A 20,430-nucleotide genomic window follows, 5' to 3' on the forward strand; every position below is an offset into this window, starting at 1 on the left:
TCCTTTGAGATGTCTGAAGGCAAGGTCGATTCGCTCGTCCGTGCCTTAGCTTCCGTAATGCTCATAAATTGAAACCGCTTACCGAAAGCGCTTTCGTTATCCTTATTATATTTTTTTCTGCCGTTTGAATTCAACTATTTTCTTGAAGTGACATGTAAATGACATATAAAAAAGCATCACCCATTTTAGGTGATGCTTGGTTGCCAGTCTGTAAACGTGACCGTGAATCCCGGCGCATCGGTGTCTGGGCTACAGGCGTACGGCCCGACTCGAAGCGTCGACACGTCATGCAAGTGCGCGATACGCAATTGCTCGCGCCTCCCGTTCCCAAACTCGAAAAAGACTTCCACGTCGCCGTCCGTATAGACGAGCTCGAACGTGAGCGACCCTTCGATGTCTTCGTTCGAAAAATCGCGCGTCGACCAATCCGAGTAGCCGTATGACGTGACGACGGCGCCGAGATGCGACGGTCCGTCCGGGATGTACTCGACGGACGTCTTCAGCCAATGATCGTCGTTGACGTATAAGAAGATACCGGCCTGATCGTACATCGCGTTCGGTTTCATTTCAAGCGTCGCCCGGCATGTGAACCGCTTCGACGTGACGTCCGTCAATAGGGCGTGGGCTGTCATCCGGTTGAACCCGTAGTGCGTGTTACGCCAAAAGTCAGTATCGGGCAACGTGTGAAACGTCAGGCGTTCATCCATTTCCACGTCACTCGGTTGATTCATCCATTCATAGTGTTTCCACATGGTTAATTCCTCCCCATTGTCCTCGCATCGCAAACAGCAGTGGAATCATCGGTTCATAATACGGGATGAACGTCCCATCTTGAATGCGCTCGAGAATGGTCGCCTCATCCGCCCATTGTACAGCTTGCACCTCTGATTCCTGTAATGTCAACTCGTCAAGGTCGATGTCCGCCTCGACGAGATAGATGTCATCGAACCCTTCGTCAAAGTTGACCGTCAAATGCGGTCGTGTGTTGGATAAATCGAGTTTCAGCCCAATCTCTTCTTCGAGTTCACGCATCGCTGCCTGTTGACTCGTATCCCCGACCGTGGCGCTGCCGCCGACGGTGATGTCCCACATGTTCGACCAACCGTCTTTAAACGGCTGGCGCTGTTGAATCAACATCTGTCCGTCTTTGTTGAAGATACAGACGTGGATGACGAGGTGATAGTCACCGTTCACGAGACGGTTGCCCCGTTGCCATGTCCGCCCTGTTTTCTCGCGATCGACCGTGTACACGTCCCATAATTCCATCTTGTGTCCCCCTTTACGTCGCAGCGCTCGAAGATGCCGCTTGGTCGGCTTTGACGCAGTCGATGGCGACGACGATTGAGATGAGCAAATGTTCCATCGCGTCATCCATCACTCGAATCTCGTACGTATCGCCCCACGTCAGCCATTTCTTTTGGACGCTGCCGATGACATGCCCGTCCTGCTTCACTTCGAAGTCCATGTCCCACCAGTTGCCGTCGACTTCAATCCCGGCCGCGTCAATCGTATAGCGAGGTTTGAAGAACGTGAACTCTTTTGAAATCGTCAACGTCTCTTCTCCCTCGACGTCGACGTAAAACGTCGGCAAGAAACTGAACGTCTTCTTTGTGATCGTCGTGATTTCGCGTCCGCTCGTATCCGAGATGGTGAACGATTTCGGTAGCTTCATGAAGCTCCCTTCGACAACATACATGTCATGCTCGTCGGCATCCTTGATGGTGAAGCGTCCGCGCAGACTAAACACTTTCTGTTTCATGTAGAGCGTGTTCATGTTCATCCCTCCGGTTCGTTGATTATTCTTTTCTCTATACGACTGTTTACCCGAATATGGTTCAACCTTTCATGCTGCAAAACAACTGTTTATACGAAACGTGAAGAGCGTATAATGAGATAAGGGGGTGGGAACATGGTTTCTGACGTGATTAACCAAGAAGTCATCGAAACGATTCGACAGAAGACAGACGCGGATTTCATTTTGTTGTTCGGTTCGTTCGCAAAAGGGACAGCTCGAGATGACAGTGACGTAGACCTCGCATATTTCAGTCAGAAACGCCTCTCACCTTATGAACGATTCACGTTGGGGAACGAAGTGGCCCTCTTATGCGGTCGAGACGTCGATCTGGTCGACATCCGTGAAGTGGACACCGTCTTCGCCATGCAGATTTTCTCAGAAGGCATCCCTCTGCTCGTGCAGGACGAAAATGAATGGGTCCGGCAACGGATCAAAGCATATCGAATGTATGCCGAGTTGAACGAACAGCGCCAAATGATAGTAAACAATATTCAATCTAGGGGAAGTGTGTTTGATGAATGATGTGATTCTAAACAAAGTGACGACAATTGAGCGTTGTATCAAACGGGTTCATGAGGTCTATGAGGGAAATCCAGAGCACCTTCACGATTTCACGAAACAAGACAGCATCATCCTCAACATTCAACGCGCGTGCGAAGCGAGTATCGACATCGCGATGTACCTCGTCAGCCAAAAGAAGCTAGGGGTGCCAAAAGCGAGCCAAGACGGGTTCATCATGCTCGCGGACGCAGGAATCATTGATCACGACCTAGCCAAGACGCTCATCAACATGGTCGGCTTCCGCAATGTCGCGGTCCATGACTATCAAGCGCTCCAACTAAATATTTTAGAGGCGATTCTTGAGAAACACATTGATGATTTCAAAGCGTTCACAAAAGTTATTCTCCAGTTGGATGTGTGACAATCATGGGGGAGCAAATTTCAATTGAACTAACGATTGATTCATTAACTTATGACACCCAAATCGTTGGCAACATCGCCTTCGTCATCAATTCGCAAAATCCATTGAACGCATATAAAAAAGCGCCGCCTCTTTTCGAGACGGCGCTTCGTTCGTTATCCGTTTTTCATGCTGAACGAGTCGGCGAGCGTGAACGTGATGTCTTTCACGTCGAGTCCACCGAGCGCGAAATAGAGCTGCAAGTAGTTGTGTTGATTCAAGAAGAACACTTGCTTTGTCTGTGTCACCCATTCCCCGTCCGTCCCATTGAACGTGAACGTCGGTCCTGGGATGTTATTCGCGAACAGCGTCACCGGCATCTGGGCGAGTTCGCCCGCGTCCGACTTGGCCGTAATCGTCACGTCATACGTCCCCGTCTCATCGACCGAGACGGCGAAGACGTGCATGCTCCCTGTCGATGTGTCGGCATCACTCAGGCTGACGGGCTCGCCGCTTTCAAGATGACGATACGTCACATCGAAGTCGATGGCCTGGTCGGCTTCCTCGTCGAGTCCGATCACTTCGACCGAGCCGTCGTGGATGCCGAGCGCACGCTCCATCGCCGGCGACGTCAACACGAACCGACAGATGTTCGCCGCGCTCCGGAGCAGTTCTCCGCGTGTGAGCGAGCCGTCGGCGAGTGCCGCCGCCGTGTTATCGTCGAACGAGTTCGTGTCCGGACGGTCGACGACCATATACAAGTCGTTTTGTGAGCGCACCATCGCCGCCGTGTTCTGGCGGTTCGCCGGCTCGTCTTCATGATGGTTCACTTTCGCCCACCAGTCGGTCATGACGATGCCGTCAAAGCCCCACTCGTCGCGAAGGACGCGCGTGTTCTGGTCATACAGACCGGCCGTCCAGATGCCGTTGACGGCGCCATACGTCGTCATGATTGAGGTCGCCTTGCCTTCCTTCACCGCCATCTCGAACCCTTTCAAATAAATCTCACGAAGCGCCCGCTCCGAGACGACCGAGTCGATGTCGTGGCGATGGGCTTCTTGGTTGTTGGCGCTGAAGTGTTTGAGCGTCCCCGTCACCCCGACACGGTGCATCCCGTTCAACTGGGCGACCGCCATCTTGCCGGTCACGTGCGGGTCTTCCGAGAAGTACTCGAAGTTCCGGCCGTTGAGCGGGTTGCGGTGAATGTTCATCCCTGGTCCGAGGAGCGTATCGACCCGGTTCTTCCGCATCTCAAGCCCTGTCATCTCGAACAAGTCTTCCACTAATCGCGTGTTGAACGTCGAGGCGAGCAGCGTCCCGTTCGGAAGCGCGAACGCTTTCGTCCCGATGTCCATGCGGATGCCGGACGGGCCGTCCGCACAACAGGCGGCCGGGATGCCGAACGTTTCGAGACGGTCCGACACCCCGCCGAACGCGGCGGCCGTCCCCGGCGTCACGCGTGGTGAGTTCATGCCTTGACCGCGGACGATGCAGGCGAGGTCCTCATCCGTCAGTTGGTCGAGGAATGTCTCGAGGTCTGCTTTCCCGTGATAGACGTCTGCGAGCTTCACGCCTGTGTCACCCGTTTCTTCACGCACGACCGGACGTTCTGCTAGATAACGTGCCTCGACGTCGACGCTGCGGAGCGGTGTCGCCTCGTAGCCGACCGTCAAGCCAGACTCGGTCGCACGCGGTTTGATGCGCTCGAACGATGTGACCGGAGCCATATTCTCGCTGAGCGTCTCGACGACCTCGAGCGCCTCGACCGCATAGTCGTAGAACGCCTCGGCCGAACGGACGTCGGTGCCGGCGTAGAGGCGATACATGCCGGCCTCTAACACGAAGCTTGATTCGTGACCGGTCGCACCATTGTCGTCATAGCTCGCGAACTCTGTGACGGGAACGCTCAGCGTGAGCGTCTCCCGCTCACCCGGCGCCAAGAGATTTGTTTTGTCGAAGGCGACGAGCGCACGGGCCGGGTTGCCGAGCACGCCTTGCGGCTTCTCGACGTACAGCTGCACGACTTCTTTCCCGGCGACGTCTCCCGTGTTCACGACGTCAATCGTCACCGTGATGACCCCGTTCGTCTCATCTGAAGACACGACGTCCGTGGCGAACGTCGTATACGACAACCCGAATCCGAACGGATAGAGCACATCGTCTTTCGCGAACGTCTCAAAGTAGCGATAGCCGACGTAGATGTCTTCTTGATAAATGCCTTTGTCGGCATGTCCGAAGTTTTTCGTCGACGGATAGTCGTCAATCGATTTCGCGATCGTGTCGGTCAACTTACCGGACGGGCTGACCGTTCCCGTCAGTACATCGACGAGCCCGGTGCCACCTTCAAGACCCCCTTGCCAGGCGTAGAGGATCGCGCTCGGTTCGTTCGCCCAACGCATATCGATGATGTTGCCGACGTTCAAGACGACGGCCGTCTTCGAGAACGTCCGCGAGACCTTTTCAATCAACTCCAGCTCGATGTCGGTCAACAAGTAGCTGCCCGGGTCGGCCGTGTTGTCACGGTCTTCCCCAGCCGTGCGCCCGATGAAGACGAGCGCGACGTCTGATGCGGCAGCCGCTCGCTCAACGAGTTCATCTGTCACCGCCATCTCCGGCTGTGACCACGGTTCGCCGGCCCAGCCGACACCTTGGTCGAACGGGTTCTCCTCGACCCACGCCTCGTACGTTTCGAGGAGCGACTCGTTGACGTCGATCCCTTCTGTCGCTTGAAGCGCCTCGAGCGGGCTCGTCACGTGGGAGACGTTGACCATCCCGCCAGAGCCGGTGCCGCTCTTGTAGTAGTTGAATTGACTGCGGCCAAAGACGGAAACGGTCGTCCCCGCTTTTAGTGGGAGCGTCGCCTGCTCGTTCTTTAAGAGGACCGCCCCTTCTGAAACAGCTGTCCGTGCCAGTTGCTTATATGTATCCCAGTTCAATGTATATGTCTTCATCTTGTCATCTCCTTTAATCCATTTGCGATTTCAGCCAGGCAATCTTCTGCTTGGGGATAGTCACCGAGTTTGTCCATGAACGCGTGGTCCACCCCCCGGTATTGAATCAACCTCGTCTTCACCCCATCACGCGCCAACTTCCGCGCGTACGCCTCACCTTCGAGCCGAAGGTAATCGTATTCGGCCGTGATGATCAAAGCCGGCGGCAAGCCTGTGACGTCTTCTGCGAAGAGCGGGGAGACGAGCGGGTCGGTTAGCTCGGCCTTGCCTTGTAGATAGATTTGGTTCAACAGATTTTCTGAATCTCCGAGTGCCATCACGACGCCACGGATCAAGTCGTGATGATGCTTGATTTCATAGCGGTCGAGCGTCCATTCGTAATCTTCTGTCGGAATCGACCCTAAATTGACGACCGGATAAACGAGCGCTTGGAAGGTGATCCAGTTCGTCCCTTGCGCCCGGTCCATGAGACAACACGCCGTCGCCAAGTTCCCACCGGCACTGTCACCGGCGACCGCGATTTGATGGCGATCGACGTTTAACTTTTCTGCCTGCAGATACACCCATTCGACGGCGGCGAAGCAGTCGTCTAGCCCCGCTGGGAACGGATGCTCCGGCGCGAGCCGGTAATCGACCGAGACGACGAGAGCGTTCGCCTTCTCGGCGAGCCTTTTACACGGGTTCTCGACCGTATCGAGCGTGCCGCCGAAGAAGCCGCCACCGTGGAAAAAGAGGATCGCCGGTAACGTCTCGGTCGTGTCCGGGCGATACATCCGGGCCGGAATATCCCCGTCTCCACTTGGAATGGTGACTGTCTCCGTCGTGATGACGGTCTTGGTGACGTCCCGGTTCGGCCAGCCCATGCTCGCCCGGGCACTCGCCAAATCGAAAATCTCGGGTCCGTCAGACGGCACAAAGACGCGCATCGTGGCGAGCACCCTCGGGTCGAGATCACCCGGGACGTCCGAATCCGGGATCGGTTTTGTGATCGTCTCGACACCGTCAATCGTCTGAGACGGACGTGCGGTTTTGAGTCGATCGACTAACCGTTCATACACTTCAACATCGTTCGACATATGGATTAGCCCCTTTCAGTTCAACGGTAGTCACATGGATACAACCGTTTCCGTACCTTTTATCACGCTTCTGCTTGGCCCGTTTTCAGGCATGAACGACGAACTGCCTCGTTTCGTGTATAATGAGGCGTAATCCAAATCGCTAATGAAAATTTCGAATACAGAAGTTTCTTACATGAAAACGAGGTAAACACATGAATCAACCACAATTTGCAGACTACCGCTTAAGCGAAGAAATTCAACGCGCACTCGGTATTATGAAGTATGTCGCCCCGACCGAGGTCCAACAAAAAGTCATCCCGCTTGCACTCGAGCGTCAAGATCTCGTCGTCAAAGCGCAGACCGGGAGCGGGAAGACAGCCGCCTTCGGGATCCCAGTCACGGAACTGATCGATTGGGCCGAGAACAAGCCGCAAGTCTTGATTCTCACGCCGACGCGCGAACTCGCCGTCCAAGTCCGGGAAGACATGACGAACATCGGCCGTTTCAAGCGCATCAAAGCGGCAGCGGTCTACGGGAAAGAACCGTTCTCGAAGCAACGTGAAGAATTGAAGCAAAAGACACACATCGTCGTCGGGACACCGGGACGCGTCATGGACCACATCGATCGTGAGACGCTCGCTTTAGACAAAATCGAATACTTGATTATCGATGAGGCGGACGAGATGTTGAACCGCGGCTTCCTCGCCGACGTCGAAGCGATTCTCGAACAGTTGCCGACAGCGCGCGTGACGATGGTCTTCTCGGCCACGTTCCCGAACGATATCGAGCGTCTCTGCCAAAAGCATATGAATGAGCCAGTCCGTGTCGCGATCGAATCTGCTGGCGTCACCGCCTCAACGATTGAGCATCGTTTGATCGAAGTCCGCCGCGAAGAGAAACTATCAGTCTTAAAAGACGTCACCGTCGTCGAGAACCCGGACAGCTGTCTCATCTTCTGTCGGACGAAAGAACATGTCGACACGGTGTACAGCGAACTCGACCAAGCTGGCTACTCGTGTGAGCGACTTCACGGCGGGCTCGAGCAAGAAGACCGCTTCGCCGTCATGAACGGCTTCAAGATGGGCAACTTCCGCTATCTCGTCGCGACCGATGTCGCCGCTCGCGGCATCGACGTCGACAACGTCGCGCTCGTCATCAACTATGACGTGCCGATGGAAAAAGAGAGCTACGTACACCGGACGGGCCGAACAGGGCGCGCCGGGAAGCAAGGAAAAGCGATCACGCTCGCCACACCGTATGAAGGCAAGTTCGTCCACGCCATCGAGTCGTACATCAAGTTCGAAATCGAAGAGATGGACGCGCCGACCGAGAGTGAAGTCGCGAAAAACCAAGCCGCGTTCGAAGAGAAGTTGAGCGGGCGCCGCGTCGTACGCAACAACAAGACGGCGCGCATCAACCAAGACATCATGAAGCTTCACTTCAGCGGCGGGAAAAAGAAAAAGCTCCGCGCCGTCGACTTCGTCGGGACGATCGCGAAAATCCCAGGCGTCACGGCCGACGACATCGGCATCATCACGATCACCGATCAGATGACATACGTCGACATCTTGAACGGCAAAGGGTCGCTCGTTCTAGAAGCGATGGAGACGACACCGATTAAAGGGAAGAAGTTGAAAGTAAGCAAAGCCCGGAAATAAACGATGCCTTGGAGGACGTGTTCCTCTAAGGCTTTTTTATTGTCATCCACATAACCGAAAGCGCTTTCGATAAGGTGTAAAAAAATAAGATTGATCGAGAGAACGCTTTCAAGAGCATCATACCGATATTGATGTCTAAATTCAACTGCCCTTACGCGATTGTCATAAAAAAGCCCAGGAGGAAATCGCCTGGGCTCGCTTCATAGAAACAATCTCTGCCTCTCTGTGAATCTCAAATCAGTCAAGCAACTCTTCCGAGATCAACTTGAATCCTTCAATCTCCGTGTCGTCCTCCACTTCAATCAACAGGCACGGTCTTCCTTTATAGTTCACTTGCTTCACGTATTTCAAGTCTTGTGGGCTGATAGCGATATTGGCGACTTTCGTGTTGATTTTAATCGATTTCGACGTGTATTTCGGGATGACGCTGCTCGCTTTCATCTCGTATTGGCGGTCGTCGACGACTTGTTGGAACGCCGCTTCGACCTTTTCCGTCGTCACGTCCTCGACCCCGCTCGCCTTCAATACGATCTCGACCGTGCGGGCATCCATGACCGGTACCGTCTGGTCCTCTTCCTCGCGCTCGGCCTCGGCGACGATGATTTGGTTAATCTCGTCATACACGGTCGCGAGCGTCGCTAAGTTAACCTCTTCGCCGATGACGGTTTTGACGACTTCTTCGAACATCGCCTTCTCCTCGACCGCCGTCACGATATCGGTGCCGTTCAACACGTTCTCGATGAAGCGATAGTCCGGTTGATGCGGTTTTTGCGCCGCATACAAGATATGGTTGACGTCGGCCGCGTTGTCCGTGAAGCTCGGGAACATGAACCCGCCGACCGGCGCGTCGAGCTTGATCACCGGATTGATGAAGATGTTCGACTTGAACTCGCGTTCGATGAAGTCGAAGACGAGCGATTGTTTCGGCAACTCCGTCTGGTTGATGCTGCAGAGGATGAACCGGGACGTCCACACCTCGTCACGCATGTCGATCTCCGTCTCCTCCGAGTGGCGGCGTGTCGGTTTATTGTATTTGAAGCGGATGAACGTGATGACCATGTCCTTCTCGAACGTGGCGTCCTGTACCGTCTTCAAGGCGACCTTTTGCATCGAAGACGCCCATCCTTCGATCTCGTCCGTCTTCAACCCCTCGTAAAGAAGCGTCTGCGTATGGTCACTCTGCCCAGGTTCCGGATGTTGGAACTTCACCTCGAACAGCTTCTCGTCCATCTTCCCGCCGAGCACTTTCTTGAAGTTTGCGAGGAACAGCTCTTGGTGCTCCTGCTCGAGAAACGGGAACGAGCGCAACTCCTCATGGAAGATCTCATTGCTGTCCTGTCGGATATAAATATTATAAATGTCGGCGATTTTGACCGCCTCGGCATTCAATTTGAAATGTTTGCGGATTGCCGCGACTTCTTTTTGATTCATTCATCCCCACTCCTTCGTTCTTTCCTACGAACCGACTCCATTATACCAATAGTTGCGACTCTCGCGAGTATGACTAGGGCTAAAGCCGGGACGTCTGATGTCATATATTATGTCTCTCATCTTAACTTTTCTAATCTTTCTATTCATTTTTGTAAATTTCACACTTTCTTCATCCCAGCCCATGTATAGTCGATGTGCGTCCACCGATTGGGCGCTTGATTTCGTCGTCATACATATGAGGAGGCTCACCCATGTTGAAGAAAATGCTCAGTTCTTTATTCGCCATCGTTCTCGTTTTGACCACGCTCCACTTCAGTACACCGACCGCTTCGGCCTTGCCGCCGAACATTCCGTCGAAAGCCGACGCACTCACGAAACTGAACGCGTTGACCGTCCAAGCGGAAGGGCCGATGACCGGCTACAGCCGTGACTTGTTCCCCCATTGGAGCAGTCAAGGGAACGGCTGTAACACCCGTCACGTCGTCTTGAAGCGTGATGCCGATTCAGTCGTCGACACTTGCCCGGTCACGACCGGAAGATGGTACAGTTACTATGACGGTCTCGTCTTCACGTCCGCTTCTGATATAGACATCGACCACGTCGTCCCGCTCGCGGAAGCGTGGCGTTCAGGTGCGAGCAGCTGGACATCGACGAAGCGTCAAAGCTTCGCCAACGATTTGAACGGGCCGCAGTTGATTGCCGTATCCGCGACATCAAACCGTTCCAAAGGGGACCAAGACCCGTCGACATGGCAGCCGCCGCGTGCCGGTGCGCGTTGTGCCTATGCGAAGATGTGGGTTGAGACGAAGAGCCGTTGGGGACTCACGCTCCAATCGTCAGAGAAAGCAGCGCTTCAAACAGCCATCAACGCCTGCAGCTATTGATTCAAAAAGGAGGCCATTATGGATCAACAATCGTCTATCTTTAAAGCTTCTCACGGTGTCATGACCGAAGAAGTCGGCGTCATCAGCGGAGAACTCGAACTGAAGACGTCGTGCCATGATGATGGCACACTCGAGCTCGCCGTCACGTACGTCGGGGCAGCCGAATGGTACACATTACCCGGGAAAGACTACAAGCTTCACGACGTGCGCGACCACGCCGTCGTCCATCAACTGCTCGTGAACGTGCTCGAGCGGGCATAACAAATGAGCCGACACGATGCCGTGTCGGCTCATTGCTTGTACTTGTCTAATAACATCTTAGGAATGTGGCAGTAATCGTCCGGACATCGTGCGAGCCGGTCTTGATGCTCGTCCGCGCTTCGGACGTAGTTCGTGAGCGGCAATACTTCGACCGCGATTCGGTCCGCATCGCTCCGACTATTGATAAACGTGCGCGCGACTTCCAAATGGCGTGGGTCTGCACTATAGACACCGGTCCGATACTTTTCGCCGACATCTTCGCCTTGGCGATTGACGCTGTATGGGTCGATGATTTCAAATAAGTAATTCATCAACTCCTTCATCGTGACAACGCTCGGATTGAACGTCGTTTTGATGCATTCGGCGTAGCCGTCATACTCTCCGTCAAGCGTGTCCGTCGTTCCGTTCGCCCGTCCGGCCTCTGTTTCGATGACACCGGGTAACGTCTTGATGAACGCTTGGACGCCCCAGAGGCAACCACCTGCTAAATAAACGGTTTCGATCAGTCTCACTCCTTGTCTGTCAGGTTTAGGCAATTCTAGTTATACTATCGTTATACTATCGTTATACATGATTATATCCAAAAAGGAGCACCATTTTGAAAACAATCAGACTCGCTCTTCTTCTATCCACAGCACTCCATCTGATTTATGTTGTCGCCACCTTCGGAATCGGCTTCATCCGCACGCTCAATTATGAACCCGACATCATCGCCGAGGCGGATAACGTCACTATGCTTCAAAACGAGGCGGCCATCGGGACGACCGGTTCACCCTTCTATTTGGGATTCACGTTCATTGTCCTAACCGTCATTTTGGCGCTCGGACTATTCATGGTTCAACGGATTCGCCAAACTCGTTAAACAGGAAGGGAATCCAGGATAAATTCACTACACTCGTGATAGAACCCAATTTAGGAGGGATGTCGTTTGAATCTCATTCAACAAATCAGACAAATCTATGTGCCGGTGCACGACTTGGATCGCGCGGTACGTTTCTATCGGGACACGCTTCAACTTCCGCTCTTATTCCAAACAGGCAACCTCGCCTTTTTAGAATGTAGCGGTGTGCGGCTCATTCTGTCGCGTCCCGAAAATGAAGACTTTGCGAAAGCGAGCTCTGTGCTATATCTCCAAGTGAACCATCTCACCGAGGCGTATGAACAGCTTTTGGCGAAAGATGTTCAGTTTATCGACGAGCCGCACCTCGTCGCGAAAATGGAGAACCTCGAGACGTGGATGGCTTTTTTCAAGGATTCTGAGGGTAACACGCATGCGTTGATAAGTGAGATTCATACAAAATGATAGGTTACGGCTGTTCGGTGACCTTTCTTATATTTTTTTAACTAGTTTCTAGTGGCTTACTCAATCGTTCCTTTACCATTTTTTAATCTGTTTGAATTACTTCAGCCAACCTCACGACTTGAAGCTCAGTTTTCACTTCATTGATGGAAGAGATTGTTCGCTTCGATCGTTCGGCCATTTCTTCAGGAAGATCTTTTAGACGTTCTCTTGAATCTGCTAACTCTTTTTCAATTCGATCGTACTTGTCCTGATCAATTTTATTTTCATTCTTTTCTTCTTTCCAAAATTGCAGTGTCTCGATGGCTTTTCCACCCGTCCTTTTCACCTTTTGATAGGAAGAACTTGTATAGTTCGCCGTTACAATGACATTTGTAGATAATTCTAGAGCTTCCCTAGCTTCGATTGTCGAGGTTCGAACGTCCTCAATTTGATAAACGAGTTCCGTATCCAATTCGTGCTCCATTTCTAATAGCAATGCTGGATCATTCTCAGTTTGGTAGGTCTCATATAATTGACTCACCCGTTTACGCGTCTCAGCCATCTCTTGTTTGATACTCGATAAGTGTTCTAGTCGAAATAAAACGTCATCCACTTCATTTAACGTGCTGTTGGCAGAACTTAAATAAGAACTCATTTTACCTAACACCGGACTACTAACCACACTGTTAACTCCTGAAATGACAAGCGTCGCTGAATTGATATGTTCTAAAATGCTACGGACAGGGACCATATTTTCTTTTAACCAATCGACTTGTTGGACGAGTTGGGTTAAATCTTGATCGTATTCTTCTAAATCATTAATGATTTGCGGTACTTCTTTTTCAATGGTTGTGACAGATTCTGCTTGCATATCGTCGACGCGCGATTGCATCTCCGCTTGAGAAATAGACTCGTTCGTATCCCGATTCATATTAAATTGACTAACGAAGTATCCGACTGTACCAGATACGACTACAGACGAAGCGATTGTGATTGGGATCAAATATCTTTGAAAAAATGATGTTCTTCTTGTCGTTCGTTCTCGTTTCGATTCCATTTTTGGAAAGCTCCTCTGCGCTTAAAAATATGATTTTTTATAAAAAATACCATTTTATGATGATTTTTATCTATATTGTAAATTCGAAACTGATTATCGACAATCCTTTTTAAATTGGATATAAAAAAGATTGGATTATGGTCTTAGTCTCTATTTAAAAATGTCTTCAGGACAAAATAAAAGGTTGATGAGCGCTGGCTCATCAACCTTTTTATTTGATTTCACTTTATTTATGGTACGGTTCATTCCGATTGATTCGGTACGCGCGATAAATCTGCTCGCACAAGACGAGTTTCATCACTTGATGCGGGAACGTCATCTTCGAGAATGAGATCGTATCGTTCGCGCGTTTCATGACGTCCTCGGATAAGCCGAGCGAGCCGCCGATCACGAAGGCGATTTTACTTTTCCCATACGTGGCGAGTTGATCGAGCTCACGGGCGAACTCTTCACTCGTCCGTTGTTTGGCGTTGATGGCGAGTGCGATGACGTGCGTATCCGGACTGATTTTGGCCAAAATTCGCTCGCCTTCTTTTTGTTTTACTAGTATCATATCCGCGTCACTTAAATGCTCAGGCGCTTTCTCGTCTGCGACCTCGATTTCCTGCACTTTTGCATAGGCAGACAGCCGTTTCGTATACTCGGCAATTCCTAGTTTCAAATACTTCTCTTTTAGTTTGCCGACCGTGATAATTGAAATATTCATCCAATTCTTCCTTTTTCCACAGTTTTTTCGGAGTTATCCATAGGGTTATCCACAGAGTTATCCACAAATCCACATGTTGATAATCATTTTTTGCTTGACACAACATATGTTGCATCGGCGTCACAGAACGCACACGTCACTTGTCCACTTGTGGATAGCTCTTCGAGCACCGGGTATTCCCCCGTCTCATCGACGATGATGTCTAAAGCGATTTCAACATGTTCCTTGCATACTTTTTTTTCCACAGGTTTTCCTCCTTAAAAAAGAAGCGTCGCCGCTTCTTTATCTCGCTTCTGTTAGCGTTGCCTCGGTCTCGTTCCGCTCACCGCGCCGCGTATATTCGATCGTGACCGTATCCCCGACCGTCGCGTCGCGGTAGAGCGCGTCCCGTAAGTCGACGTACCGTTTAATCTCCCGGTCGCCAATCTTCACGATGACGTCCCCGACTTGAAGCCCCGCCTGTTCGGCCGGACTGCCGGGTGTGATCTCTTCGACGAAGACCCCGTCCTCATTGTCAAAACTGATGCCATACTCTTCCCGGACGTTGCCCGGGACCGCGATGACCTCTTGAATCGTGACGCCGAGCTGGGCCCGCGTCACGCGCCCGTCCCGTTCTAGCATATCGATGACGGGGAGCGCCACGTTGACGGGAATCGAGAACCCGACCCCTTCGACGCTCGCTTCCGCGATCTTCATCGAGTTGATGCCGACGAGTTCGCCTCGGATGTTGATGAGCGCCCCGCCGGAGTTGCCCGGGTTGATTGCCGCATCGGTCTGGATGACCTCGGCGTTGTAATCCATGAGCCCGTCACTATTCGTGTCGACCGGCACGGTGCGTTCGACACCACTGACAATACCACGGGTGACCGAGTTTGAAAAGACACCGAGCGGATTGCCGATCGCCATGACCGTCTCGCCGGCTTGAAGCGTCGTCGAATCGCCGAGGACGATCGGTGTCGCCTCGATGTTGTCCGGTAACTCCACGGCCGCGACGGCCAAGTCGTTCAGCGGATCTTCGCCGAGGACGGTCGCCGTGGCGACTTGTCCGTCCGAGAAGGCGATGCTAATCTCATCGGCCTGTTCGATGACGTGGAAGTTCGTGACGATATAGGCCGTGTCGTCCTCGACTTTATAGATGACGCCGGAGCCTGCGCCCGCCTCCCACTGCGAGTTCGATGTAAAGGCACGCTGGATGTTCGTGATGCTGACGACGGACGTCTTCGCCCCGGTCACGGCCGTCGTGATATCCGACTCGGTGAACGTGACGGCCTGTTCGGTCCGAATCAACTCGTTCGTCACAAAACGAGAGGTCGGCGAATCCCAGAGCATCATCGCCAAAAAGAACAAAGCCGCTCCTAAGAATCCGCCAACCCCTCCGAGTAACAACGGTTTTATATTCGTTCGCGGCTTGTGGCGCACGCGTTCCTCACTTTTCGGACGCCAGTCGCTGCGAGATGGGTAAGTCGATTGATTGTTCATCGTGTCTGCTTCGTGCGGTAAAGGTTCGACGTCTTGAGGTTCATACTCATGGTGTCTCTCTTCATTCACGACGCGTCCCCCCTTTAAGACAGTGTGTTATCTGTCTTTTCCCAACTTCGCTTATAAAGAAACGAGGGAAGTCGGAACGGTTGGGTCGGTATCGCACAATTTGATGCGACCGAGGTCGACATCGCGCATGCCGAGCGTCTGAGAGACGCTCATCTGGGCGAGTTCTTTCATGTTGTTGTCTTTGCTCAAATGGGCCAAATAAATCCGTTTCGTCCGCTCTCCGATGACCTCGCTCATGGCGATGGCCGCATCCTCGTTCGAGACGTGGCCGTAATCACCGAGGATCCGCCGTTTGACGCTCCATGGATAACGGCCCATCTGCAGCATCGACACGTCATGGTTCGACTCGAAGATGAAGTCGTCCGCGCCGCGAATGACCCCCTTCATCCGATCCGACACATAACCGGTGTCGGTGATGTGGGCGAGCCTTCTGCCATCATGGGCGAACTGGTAGAACATCGGGTCGGCGGCGTCATGGCTGACGTTGAACGACTCGATTTCGATATCCCCGAACTGTTTAATGTCCCCGACCTCAAAGTGGAACTTTAAGGACGGGTCGATCTTCCCGATATTCGCCTCCATCGCGTCCCACGTCTTCGCGTTCGCGTAAATCGGCAAGTTGAACTTACGGGCCAAAATTCCGACCCCTTTTATATGGTCGGAGTGCTCATGGGTGACGAGCAGTGCGTCGATGCCTTCGAACGACCGGCCAATCTGATGGATGCGCTCTTGCATCGCCTTCCCGGTCAATCCGGCATCGACGAGCAGCTTCGCCCGTTCCGTCTCAATGTAGAGCGCGTTACCGGTCGAACCGCTCGCAAGTACACTATAGCGTAAAGTCACGCCATCACTCCTTTCTTTCATTCTTCCGTTAAAAACTCGACTCGCTCGACCGTCCCGTCAATCGCGTTGACGAAGTAGACGTTCTCGTCAATCGCAATCGACCAGAGCGGTGGCATGATAATCAAACTGCCCGAGCTGTCGAGCGGGAGGCTGTAAAAGCCTGTATTGATGGCCCGCATCTCTTGGTTCGGCTGGAAATACTTCCTGGCCGCGAGTTGCGAGATGGCCTCGCTCGCCGTCAAGACGAGATCGTCTTGCGACTTCGACGACAAGTTCGTCAAATGACGTTGTTTGTAGTCGGTCACTTCGTATGCTTCGTTCAATTGGAGCAATAACAGCGACGGACCGATATATTTCTCTGTATCGGCCTCGATTTCAGGGTTTGAGAAAATCTTGTTGTTCTCATACGTCTGCACGAACGCGATTTGACGCGTCGCTTCATCGAAACGCCAATACGCATACTCGGAACCGAACGGCACGTACTCGGCGACGAACGTCGCCGCTGTCGTCCGTAAGTCCGCCTCATCGAGCGGGACGGGCTCCTTCAACTCGACTTCGAGCTGCATGTTGTCGAGCGTCGTCGCGAGCTGGGCTTCCCGGTTTTTCGTAATCATCGATGCCGACATCTGCTCGGACGAACCGGTCAAATAACCGATATCTCGGCCCATCCTCGGCAGTTTGGACGCATCGACGTCACGTTGATTTAAGATTTGCGCAATCGACGTATTGTCGTTTGAGACGACCTCGGTCGCCCACGTCTCGGTCAAGAGCTGGAACAACAGGTAGATGTTCAGCGCGAGGAAGGCGAATAAGAGAATCGTTTTCGCTTTACTCCAATCCACGGTACATCATCCTTTCTGTCCAGTCTCCCGGTTTATCATAAGGAATCCAACGACCCGCCTCACGGACGAACCAGTTCGGCGAGAACGTGACGTAACGGCTCGTATCCTCATTGTATTCAATCTCATACCCGAGGCGAATCTCCGTGACGTTCTCGAACCGTCCCGTGTTGACGAGCATGTCAATCACGTCTTGGCCGTCCGCGAGTTTCGTCGTTCCGACCGAGATCATCCGATCGATTTCAAGGTGGTGCCGTGTGACAGATCGGACTTGCGCCCCGTCGTTCTCGACGCGAAGCGTCGACAAGTCGACCGCGTCGTTATTGATGAACGCTTCCCGTTGACTAAACACCGGATAGCCGTTCACGTGAAACCGGAAGACGGTCGTCTCGAACCCTTTATTCGCGGGTGTGATCGCATCGAACCGGAGCGATAACCCTTGGCCCTCAGACGTCTCGTCGACCCAACCGCCGTGGAAGTTGACGAACTCGACGATCGTATCGAGTCCGATAGCGGATTCACGCTCGGTGCTGTTACGCGACAAATTCCGGTAGCGGCTCGCGTTCAGTTTCGCGTCGTATTCAGCGACGCTAATCCCGTTCGTGAGGGCCCCGACCGAGCTCGCTGGGTCGACTTCTTGGACGTTCGGGTCTCCCGGGAAGAACGTATCCCGCATCCAATCGAGGCGGGCCGCGATTTGAATTTGTGAGACGTCATACGCGAACAGTTCGTTCATCTCTGGTCCGACGACCGGGATATAGTTCACCCGGTCCTCCGTATACGTGACGCGCTGCATTGAACGGCTCGAGTCTTTCAAGAACAGGCTGTTGACGTCGCCGTTGCCGACTTTGGCCAATCGTCCTTCCCAAATCGACTGGTCGCTCATGATCGCCCGAATCTTCCACACGTCACTGTCTACGAACAAAAGGGCGCGCTGCGGCACTTTTCCGGACAGGCTGTACGAGCCCGGCACGATATAGCTGAGCGTATCCGCGTAATACGGTTCCGGCAACACGAGTTCGAGCGCCTCGTTAATATCCGTGTACAAACTCGGCACGTTTTTCGCGGCGAGCGGCTTGAACTCGTTCGCTTCGAACGTGTCGCGGATGACCCGGGCGATCTGTTTCGGCGTATTCTTCGTCGCAAAGACGGCGTTATTCTCATGGACGACCGTTTGCGCTGGGATAATCACTTGACTCGCCCGACGTTGGAGCGACGTGTCGACCGTCGCGACTTGCGTCTCCGACTGGACCGACTGGTATTTCGGATGATAATCCCACAGGATGATCGTTTGGACGATGGACGTGACGATCAAGGTGAGCAAGACGAGCGATTTCACTAGTTCTGGCTTTCCCCAAAAACGTTTGCGTTCCATCAGTCATTCACCTCCACAATCGTGTCGAACGGGATGGTGAAGTAAATCGTCGTCCCGCGGCCGAACTCACTTTCCGCCCAAATGTCCCCACCGTGCGCCGAGACAACTTCTTTGGCGATCGACAGACCGAGCCCGGTCCCCCCGATGTTACGGGCCCGTGCCTTATCGACACGGTAGAACCGCTCAAAGATTTTCTTCAAGTTCGATTTTGGGATGCCGACGCCTTCGTCTTTAATCCCGACGACGAGCCGTTTCGCCCGAAGCATCGTACGGAACGTGATCGTCCCGCCTTCTGGAGAGAACTTGATCGCGTTCGTGATGATGTTGTCAATCACTTGCGTCATCTTGTCTTGATCGGCGTGCACGTACACACGGCGCTTCATGAGCTTCCGACGAAACTCAATCGTCTCCCCTTTCGTCATCTCGTGACGGTCGATGATGTCGTTGAAGAACTGGATGAAGTCGAACTTCACTTTTTGCATCTTATACTCTTTACTGTCCATTTTCGAGAGCTGCAACAAGTCGTTGACGAGGCGAATCATTCGCTCCGTCTCGTTTTGCGTCGTCTCGAGGAACCGTGGTGCGAGCTCATCGTCTTTATACGCGCCTTCGGCGAGTACTTCGAGATAGCTGCGCATCGTCGTCAATGGCGTCCGAAGCTCATGGCTCACGTTCGCGACGAACTCACGACGGTCCTGCTCGACTTGCTCCTGTTCGGTCACGTCGTGCAAGACGACGATGAGACCGGTGATGGGACCGCTATGCTTTTGAATCGGCGAGAAGTAGGCGCGCACAAGGAACAGCTCATCGTCCGTACTGAGGTCGATCAGTTTCGGCGGCATCGTCCCATCTTCCGGGATGACGATCTCGTCGTCAAACTCGAGCAAGCTCTGAAGGTTCGCCCCCATCGCTTCTTCCTCGTCGACACCGATCATGTCGCGGGCCTGGTCGTTCATGAGAATGACACGGAGCGAACGATCGGTCGCGACGACCCCGTCCGACATGTTCTCGAGTACGCTCGTCAAACGACGGCGTTCGGCCTCGGTCGTGGCGTTCGCTTCCATCAATTCATCGGTCAATTCGTTGAACGCGTAAGCGAGCTGTCCGACCTCGTCGTCAGAGTACACTTTAACCTTTCGGGAGAAGTTCCCTTTTCGCATCTCGACGGCTTGACGACGCATATCCGCAATCGGCCGCGTGATCGTCCGTGACAGCAAGATGCCGAGAATCGAGGTGATGATGAGGGCGATGAGCGTCCCGGTCGCAAGGATTCGGGTCACCTGCTCCATCTGGTTATAGATGGACTGCATCGATGCCTCGATGTAAATCATGCCGGTCGTCGTGCCGTCGACTTCCGATTTGACCGGAACGGCGACGACGCGCATCCGTTCGTTCGAGTCCTCGTAAACGACCGTCTCTTGGGCGCCGCTCGTCGCGAACGATTTTTGGATAAACGTGCTCGCCGTCCGTTGCCCGACGAGACTTTGATTGTTCGGGTTCGACGTCGCCCGGACGACACTGTTCGTGTCGATGATTTGGACTTCGCGAATGTCGTCAGCTAGCGTCGTGCTCTCCGTAAATTCAGACAGCAGTTGATCCAGTACCTGGTTCAACTGCTGATCGGAGGTCGAGTCGCCGCCGTTCGATGCCACCCCTTGGCTGACGTTATAGCTCAGAAGGTTGGCCCGATCGACGAGCGACTGCGAGAAGTTGTTGATGTATTGCCGTTCAAGGGAACGTACAAAGTACACCCCGATGACTTGCATCGCAACAAGGATGAGCAGCGCATAGATGACGACGAGCTTCCACTGGATAGATTTAAAGAAGTTCGTCCGTTTCAT

Annotated in this window: 22 protein-coding genes; 7 read left to right on the forward strand and 15 right to left on the reverse strand. The window is 53.1% G+C overall.

Translation table 11 applies throughout. The annotated features are described in order from the left end of the window. Positions 1-185: 185 nt before the first annotated feature. From RT52_RS09730 to RT52_RS09740, 3 genes are read right to left on the reverse strand one after another with little or no spacing between them, the layout of a single operon-like run. Entirely contained in the window at positions 186-752 is a 567-nt protein-coding gene (locus RT52_RS09730; protein WP_051690333.1) for a DUF1349 domain-containing protein, read from the reverse strand. After that, positions 736-1,266 carry an NUDIX hydrolase gene (locus RT52_RS09735; RefSeq protein WP_034816998.1) on the reverse strand — a complete coding sequence of 177 codons (531 nt, stop codon included), beginning with the start codon at positions 1,264-1,266 and terminating at the stop codon, positions 736-738. The genes RT52_RS09730 and RT52_RS09735 overlap by 17 nt, the downstream gene beginning before the upstream one ends. A gap of 13 nt (positions 1,267-1,279) precedes the next feature. Next, on the reverse strand, positions 1,280-1,774 hold the full coding sequence (locus RT52_RS09740; RefSeq protein WP_034817000.1) for an LURP-one-related/scramblase family protein: 495 nt from the start codon (positions 1,772-1,774) through the stop codon (positions 1,280-1,282). Positions 1,775-1,909: 135 nt separating this feature from the next. Here RT52_RS09740 and mntA point away from each other — a divergent pair, with 135 nt between their 5' ends. Together mntA and hepT are read left to right on the forward strand one after the other, a co-directional pair. Beyond that, positions 1,910-2,317, forward strand: coding sequence for a type VII toxin-antitoxin system MntA family adenylyltransferase antitoxin (mntA, locus tag RT52_RS09745; RefSeq protein WP_034817001.1), 408 nt, complete (start codon positions 1,910-1,912; stop codon positions 2,315-2,317). Then, entirely contained in the window at positions 2,310-2,717 is a 408-nt protein-coding gene (gene hepT, locus RT52_RS09750; protein ID WP_081852692.1) for a type VII toxin-antitoxin system HepT family RNase toxin, read from the forward strand. Before mntA ends, hepT begins: the two co-directional genes overlap by 8 nt. 155 nt (positions 2,718-2,872) lie before the next feature. Here the strand turns inward: hepT and RT52_RS09755 are convergent, their stop codons facing one another. Beyond that, positions 2,873-5,647, reverse strand: coding sequence for a glycoside hydrolase family 3 C-terminal domain-containing protein (locus RT52_RS09755; protein ID WP_034817005.1), 2,775 nt, complete (start codon positions 5,645-5,647; stop codon positions 2,873-2,875). Beyond that, the gene (locus tag RT52_RS09760; protein ID WP_034817007.1) at positions 5,644-6,723 is read right to left on the reverse strand and encodes an alpha/beta hydrolase; all 1,080 of its coding nucleotides are present in this window, start codon (positions 6,721-6,723) and stop codon (positions 5,644-5,646) included. The genes RT52_RS09755 and RT52_RS09760 overlap by 4 nt, the downstream gene beginning before the upstream one ends. Positions 6,724-6,917: 194 nt before the next feature. Here RT52_RS09760 and RT52_RS09765 point away from each other — a divergent pair, with 194 nt between their 5' ends. Next, on the forward strand, positions 6,918-8,363 hold the full coding sequence (locus RT52_RS09765) for a DEAD/DEAH box helicase (protein WP_034817008.1): 1,446 nt from the start codon (positions 6,918-6,920) through the stop codon (positions 8,361-8,363). Between the two features lie 237 nt (positions 8,364-8,600). Here RT52_RS09765 and RT52_RS09770 read toward each other — a convergent pair whose 3' ends face one another. Further along, positions 8,601-9,794: a DUF4317 domain-containing protein gene (locus tag RT52_RS09770; protein WP_034817010.1), complete on the reverse strand. Its 1,194-nt coding sequence runs from the start codon at positions 9,792-9,794 to the stop codon at positions 8,601-8,603. Between the two features lie 251 nt (positions 9,795-10,045). Between RT52_RS09770 and RT52_RS09775 the strand changes: the two genes are divergently transcribed. Further along, on the forward strand, positions 10,046-10,678 hold the full coding sequence (locus RT52_RS09775; protein ID WP_034817012.1) for an HNH endonuclease family protein: 633 nt from the start codon (positions 10,046-10,048) through the stop codon (positions 10,676-10,678). Between the two features lie 18 nt (positions 10,679-10,696). Beyond that, the gene (locus tag RT52_RS09780; protein ID WP_034817014.1) at positions 10,697-10,939 is read left to right on the forward strand and encodes a hypothetical protein; all 243 of its coding nucleotides are present in this window, start codon (positions 10,697-10,699) and stop codon (positions 10,937-10,939) included. A gap of 29 nt (positions 10,940-10,968) precedes the next feature. Here RT52_RS09780 and RT52_RS09785 read toward each other — a convergent pair whose 3' ends face one another. After that, complete coding sequence (locus tag RT52_RS09785; protein ID WP_034817090.1) at positions 10,969-11,442, reverse strand: peptide-methionine (S)-S-oxide reductase; 474 nt, start codon at positions 11,440-11,442, stop codon at positions 10,969-10,971. 95 nt (positions 11,443-11,537) lie between these two features. Here RT52_RS09785 and RT52_RS09790 point away from each other — a divergent pair, with 95 nt between their 5' ends. Further along, complete coding sequence (locus tag RT52_RS09790) at positions 11,538-11,801, forward strand: hypothetical protein (RefSeq protein WP_034817016.1); 264 nt, start codon at positions 11,538-11,540, stop codon at positions 11,799-11,801. Between the two features lie 66 nt (positions 11,802-11,867). Continuing rightward, positions 11,868-12,242, forward strand: coding sequence for a VOC family protein (locus RT52_RS09795; RefSeq protein WP_034817018.1), 375 nt, complete (start codon positions 11,868-11,870; stop codon positions 12,240-12,242). A gap of 82 nt (positions 12,243-12,324) precedes the next feature. Here the strand turns inward: RT52_RS09795 and RT52_RS09800 are convergent, their stop codons facing one another. The 8 genes from RT52_RS09800 to walK form a co-directional block, all read right to left on the reverse strand. Beyond that, on the reverse strand, positions 12,325-13,278 hold the full coding sequence (locus RT52_RS09800) for a hypothetical protein (RefSeq protein ID WP_034817020.1): 954 nt from the start codon (positions 13,276-13,278) through the stop codon (positions 12,325-12,327). 226 nt (positions 13,279-13,504) lie between these two features. Then, entirely contained in the window at positions 13,505-13,984 is a 480-nt protein-coding gene (gene rlmH / locus RT52_RS09805) for a 23S rRNA (pseudouridine(1915)-N(3))-methyltransferase RlmH (protein WP_034806255.1), read from the reverse strand. Positions 13,985-14,067: 83 nt separating this feature from the next. Next, on the reverse strand, positions 14,068-14,229 hold the full coding sequence (locus RT52_RS16205; protein WP_081825821.1) for a CxxH/CxxC protein: 162 nt from the start codon (positions 14,227-14,229) through the stop codon (positions 14,068-14,070). Positions 14,230-14,266: 37 nt separating this feature from the next. Beyond that, positions 14,267-15,532 carry a S1C family serine protease gene (locus tag RT52_RS09810; RefSeq protein ID WP_034817022.1) on the reverse strand — a complete coding sequence of 422 codons (1,266 nt, stop codon included), beginning with the start codon at positions 15,530-15,532 and terminating at the stop codon, positions 14,267-14,269. 51 nt (positions 15,533-15,583) lie between these two features. Further along, positions 15,584-16,375 carry an MBL fold metallo-hydrolase gene (locus RT52_RS09815; protein ID WP_034817024.1) on the reverse strand — a complete coding sequence of 264 codons (792 nt, stop codon included), beginning with the start codon at positions 16,373-16,375 and terminating at the stop codon, positions 15,584-15,586. A gap of 17 nt (positions 16,376-16,392) precedes the next feature. After that, positions 16,393-17,217 carry a two-component system regulatory protein YycI gene (locus RT52_RS09820; protein ID WP_034817026.1) on the reverse strand — a complete coding sequence of 275 codons (825 nt, stop codon included), beginning with the start codon at positions 17,215-17,217 and terminating at the stop codon, positions 16,393-16,395. Continuing rightward, complete coding sequence (gene yycH / locus RT52_RS09825; protein ID WP_034817028.1) at positions 17,204-18,589, reverse strand: two-component system activity regulator YycH; 1,386 nt, start codon at positions 18,587-18,589, stop codon at positions 17,204-17,206. The genes RT52_RS09820 and yycH overlap by 14 nt, the downstream gene beginning before the upstream one ends. Further along, a complete protein-coding gene (walK, locus tag RT52_RS09830; protein ID WP_034806241.1) occupies positions 18,589-20,430 on the reverse strand; it encodes a cell wall metabolism sensor histidine kinase WalK in 1,842 nt (613 codons plus the stop codon). Before walK ends, yycH begins: the two co-directional genes overlap by 1 nt.

Origin of the sequence: Exiguobacterium alkaliphilum 12/1 (assembly GCF_000714435.1) — a bacterium.
Classification (GTDB): domain Bacteria; phylum Bacillota; class Bacilli; order Exiguobacteriales; family Exiguobacteriaceae; genus Exiguobacterium; species Exiguobacterium alkaliphilum.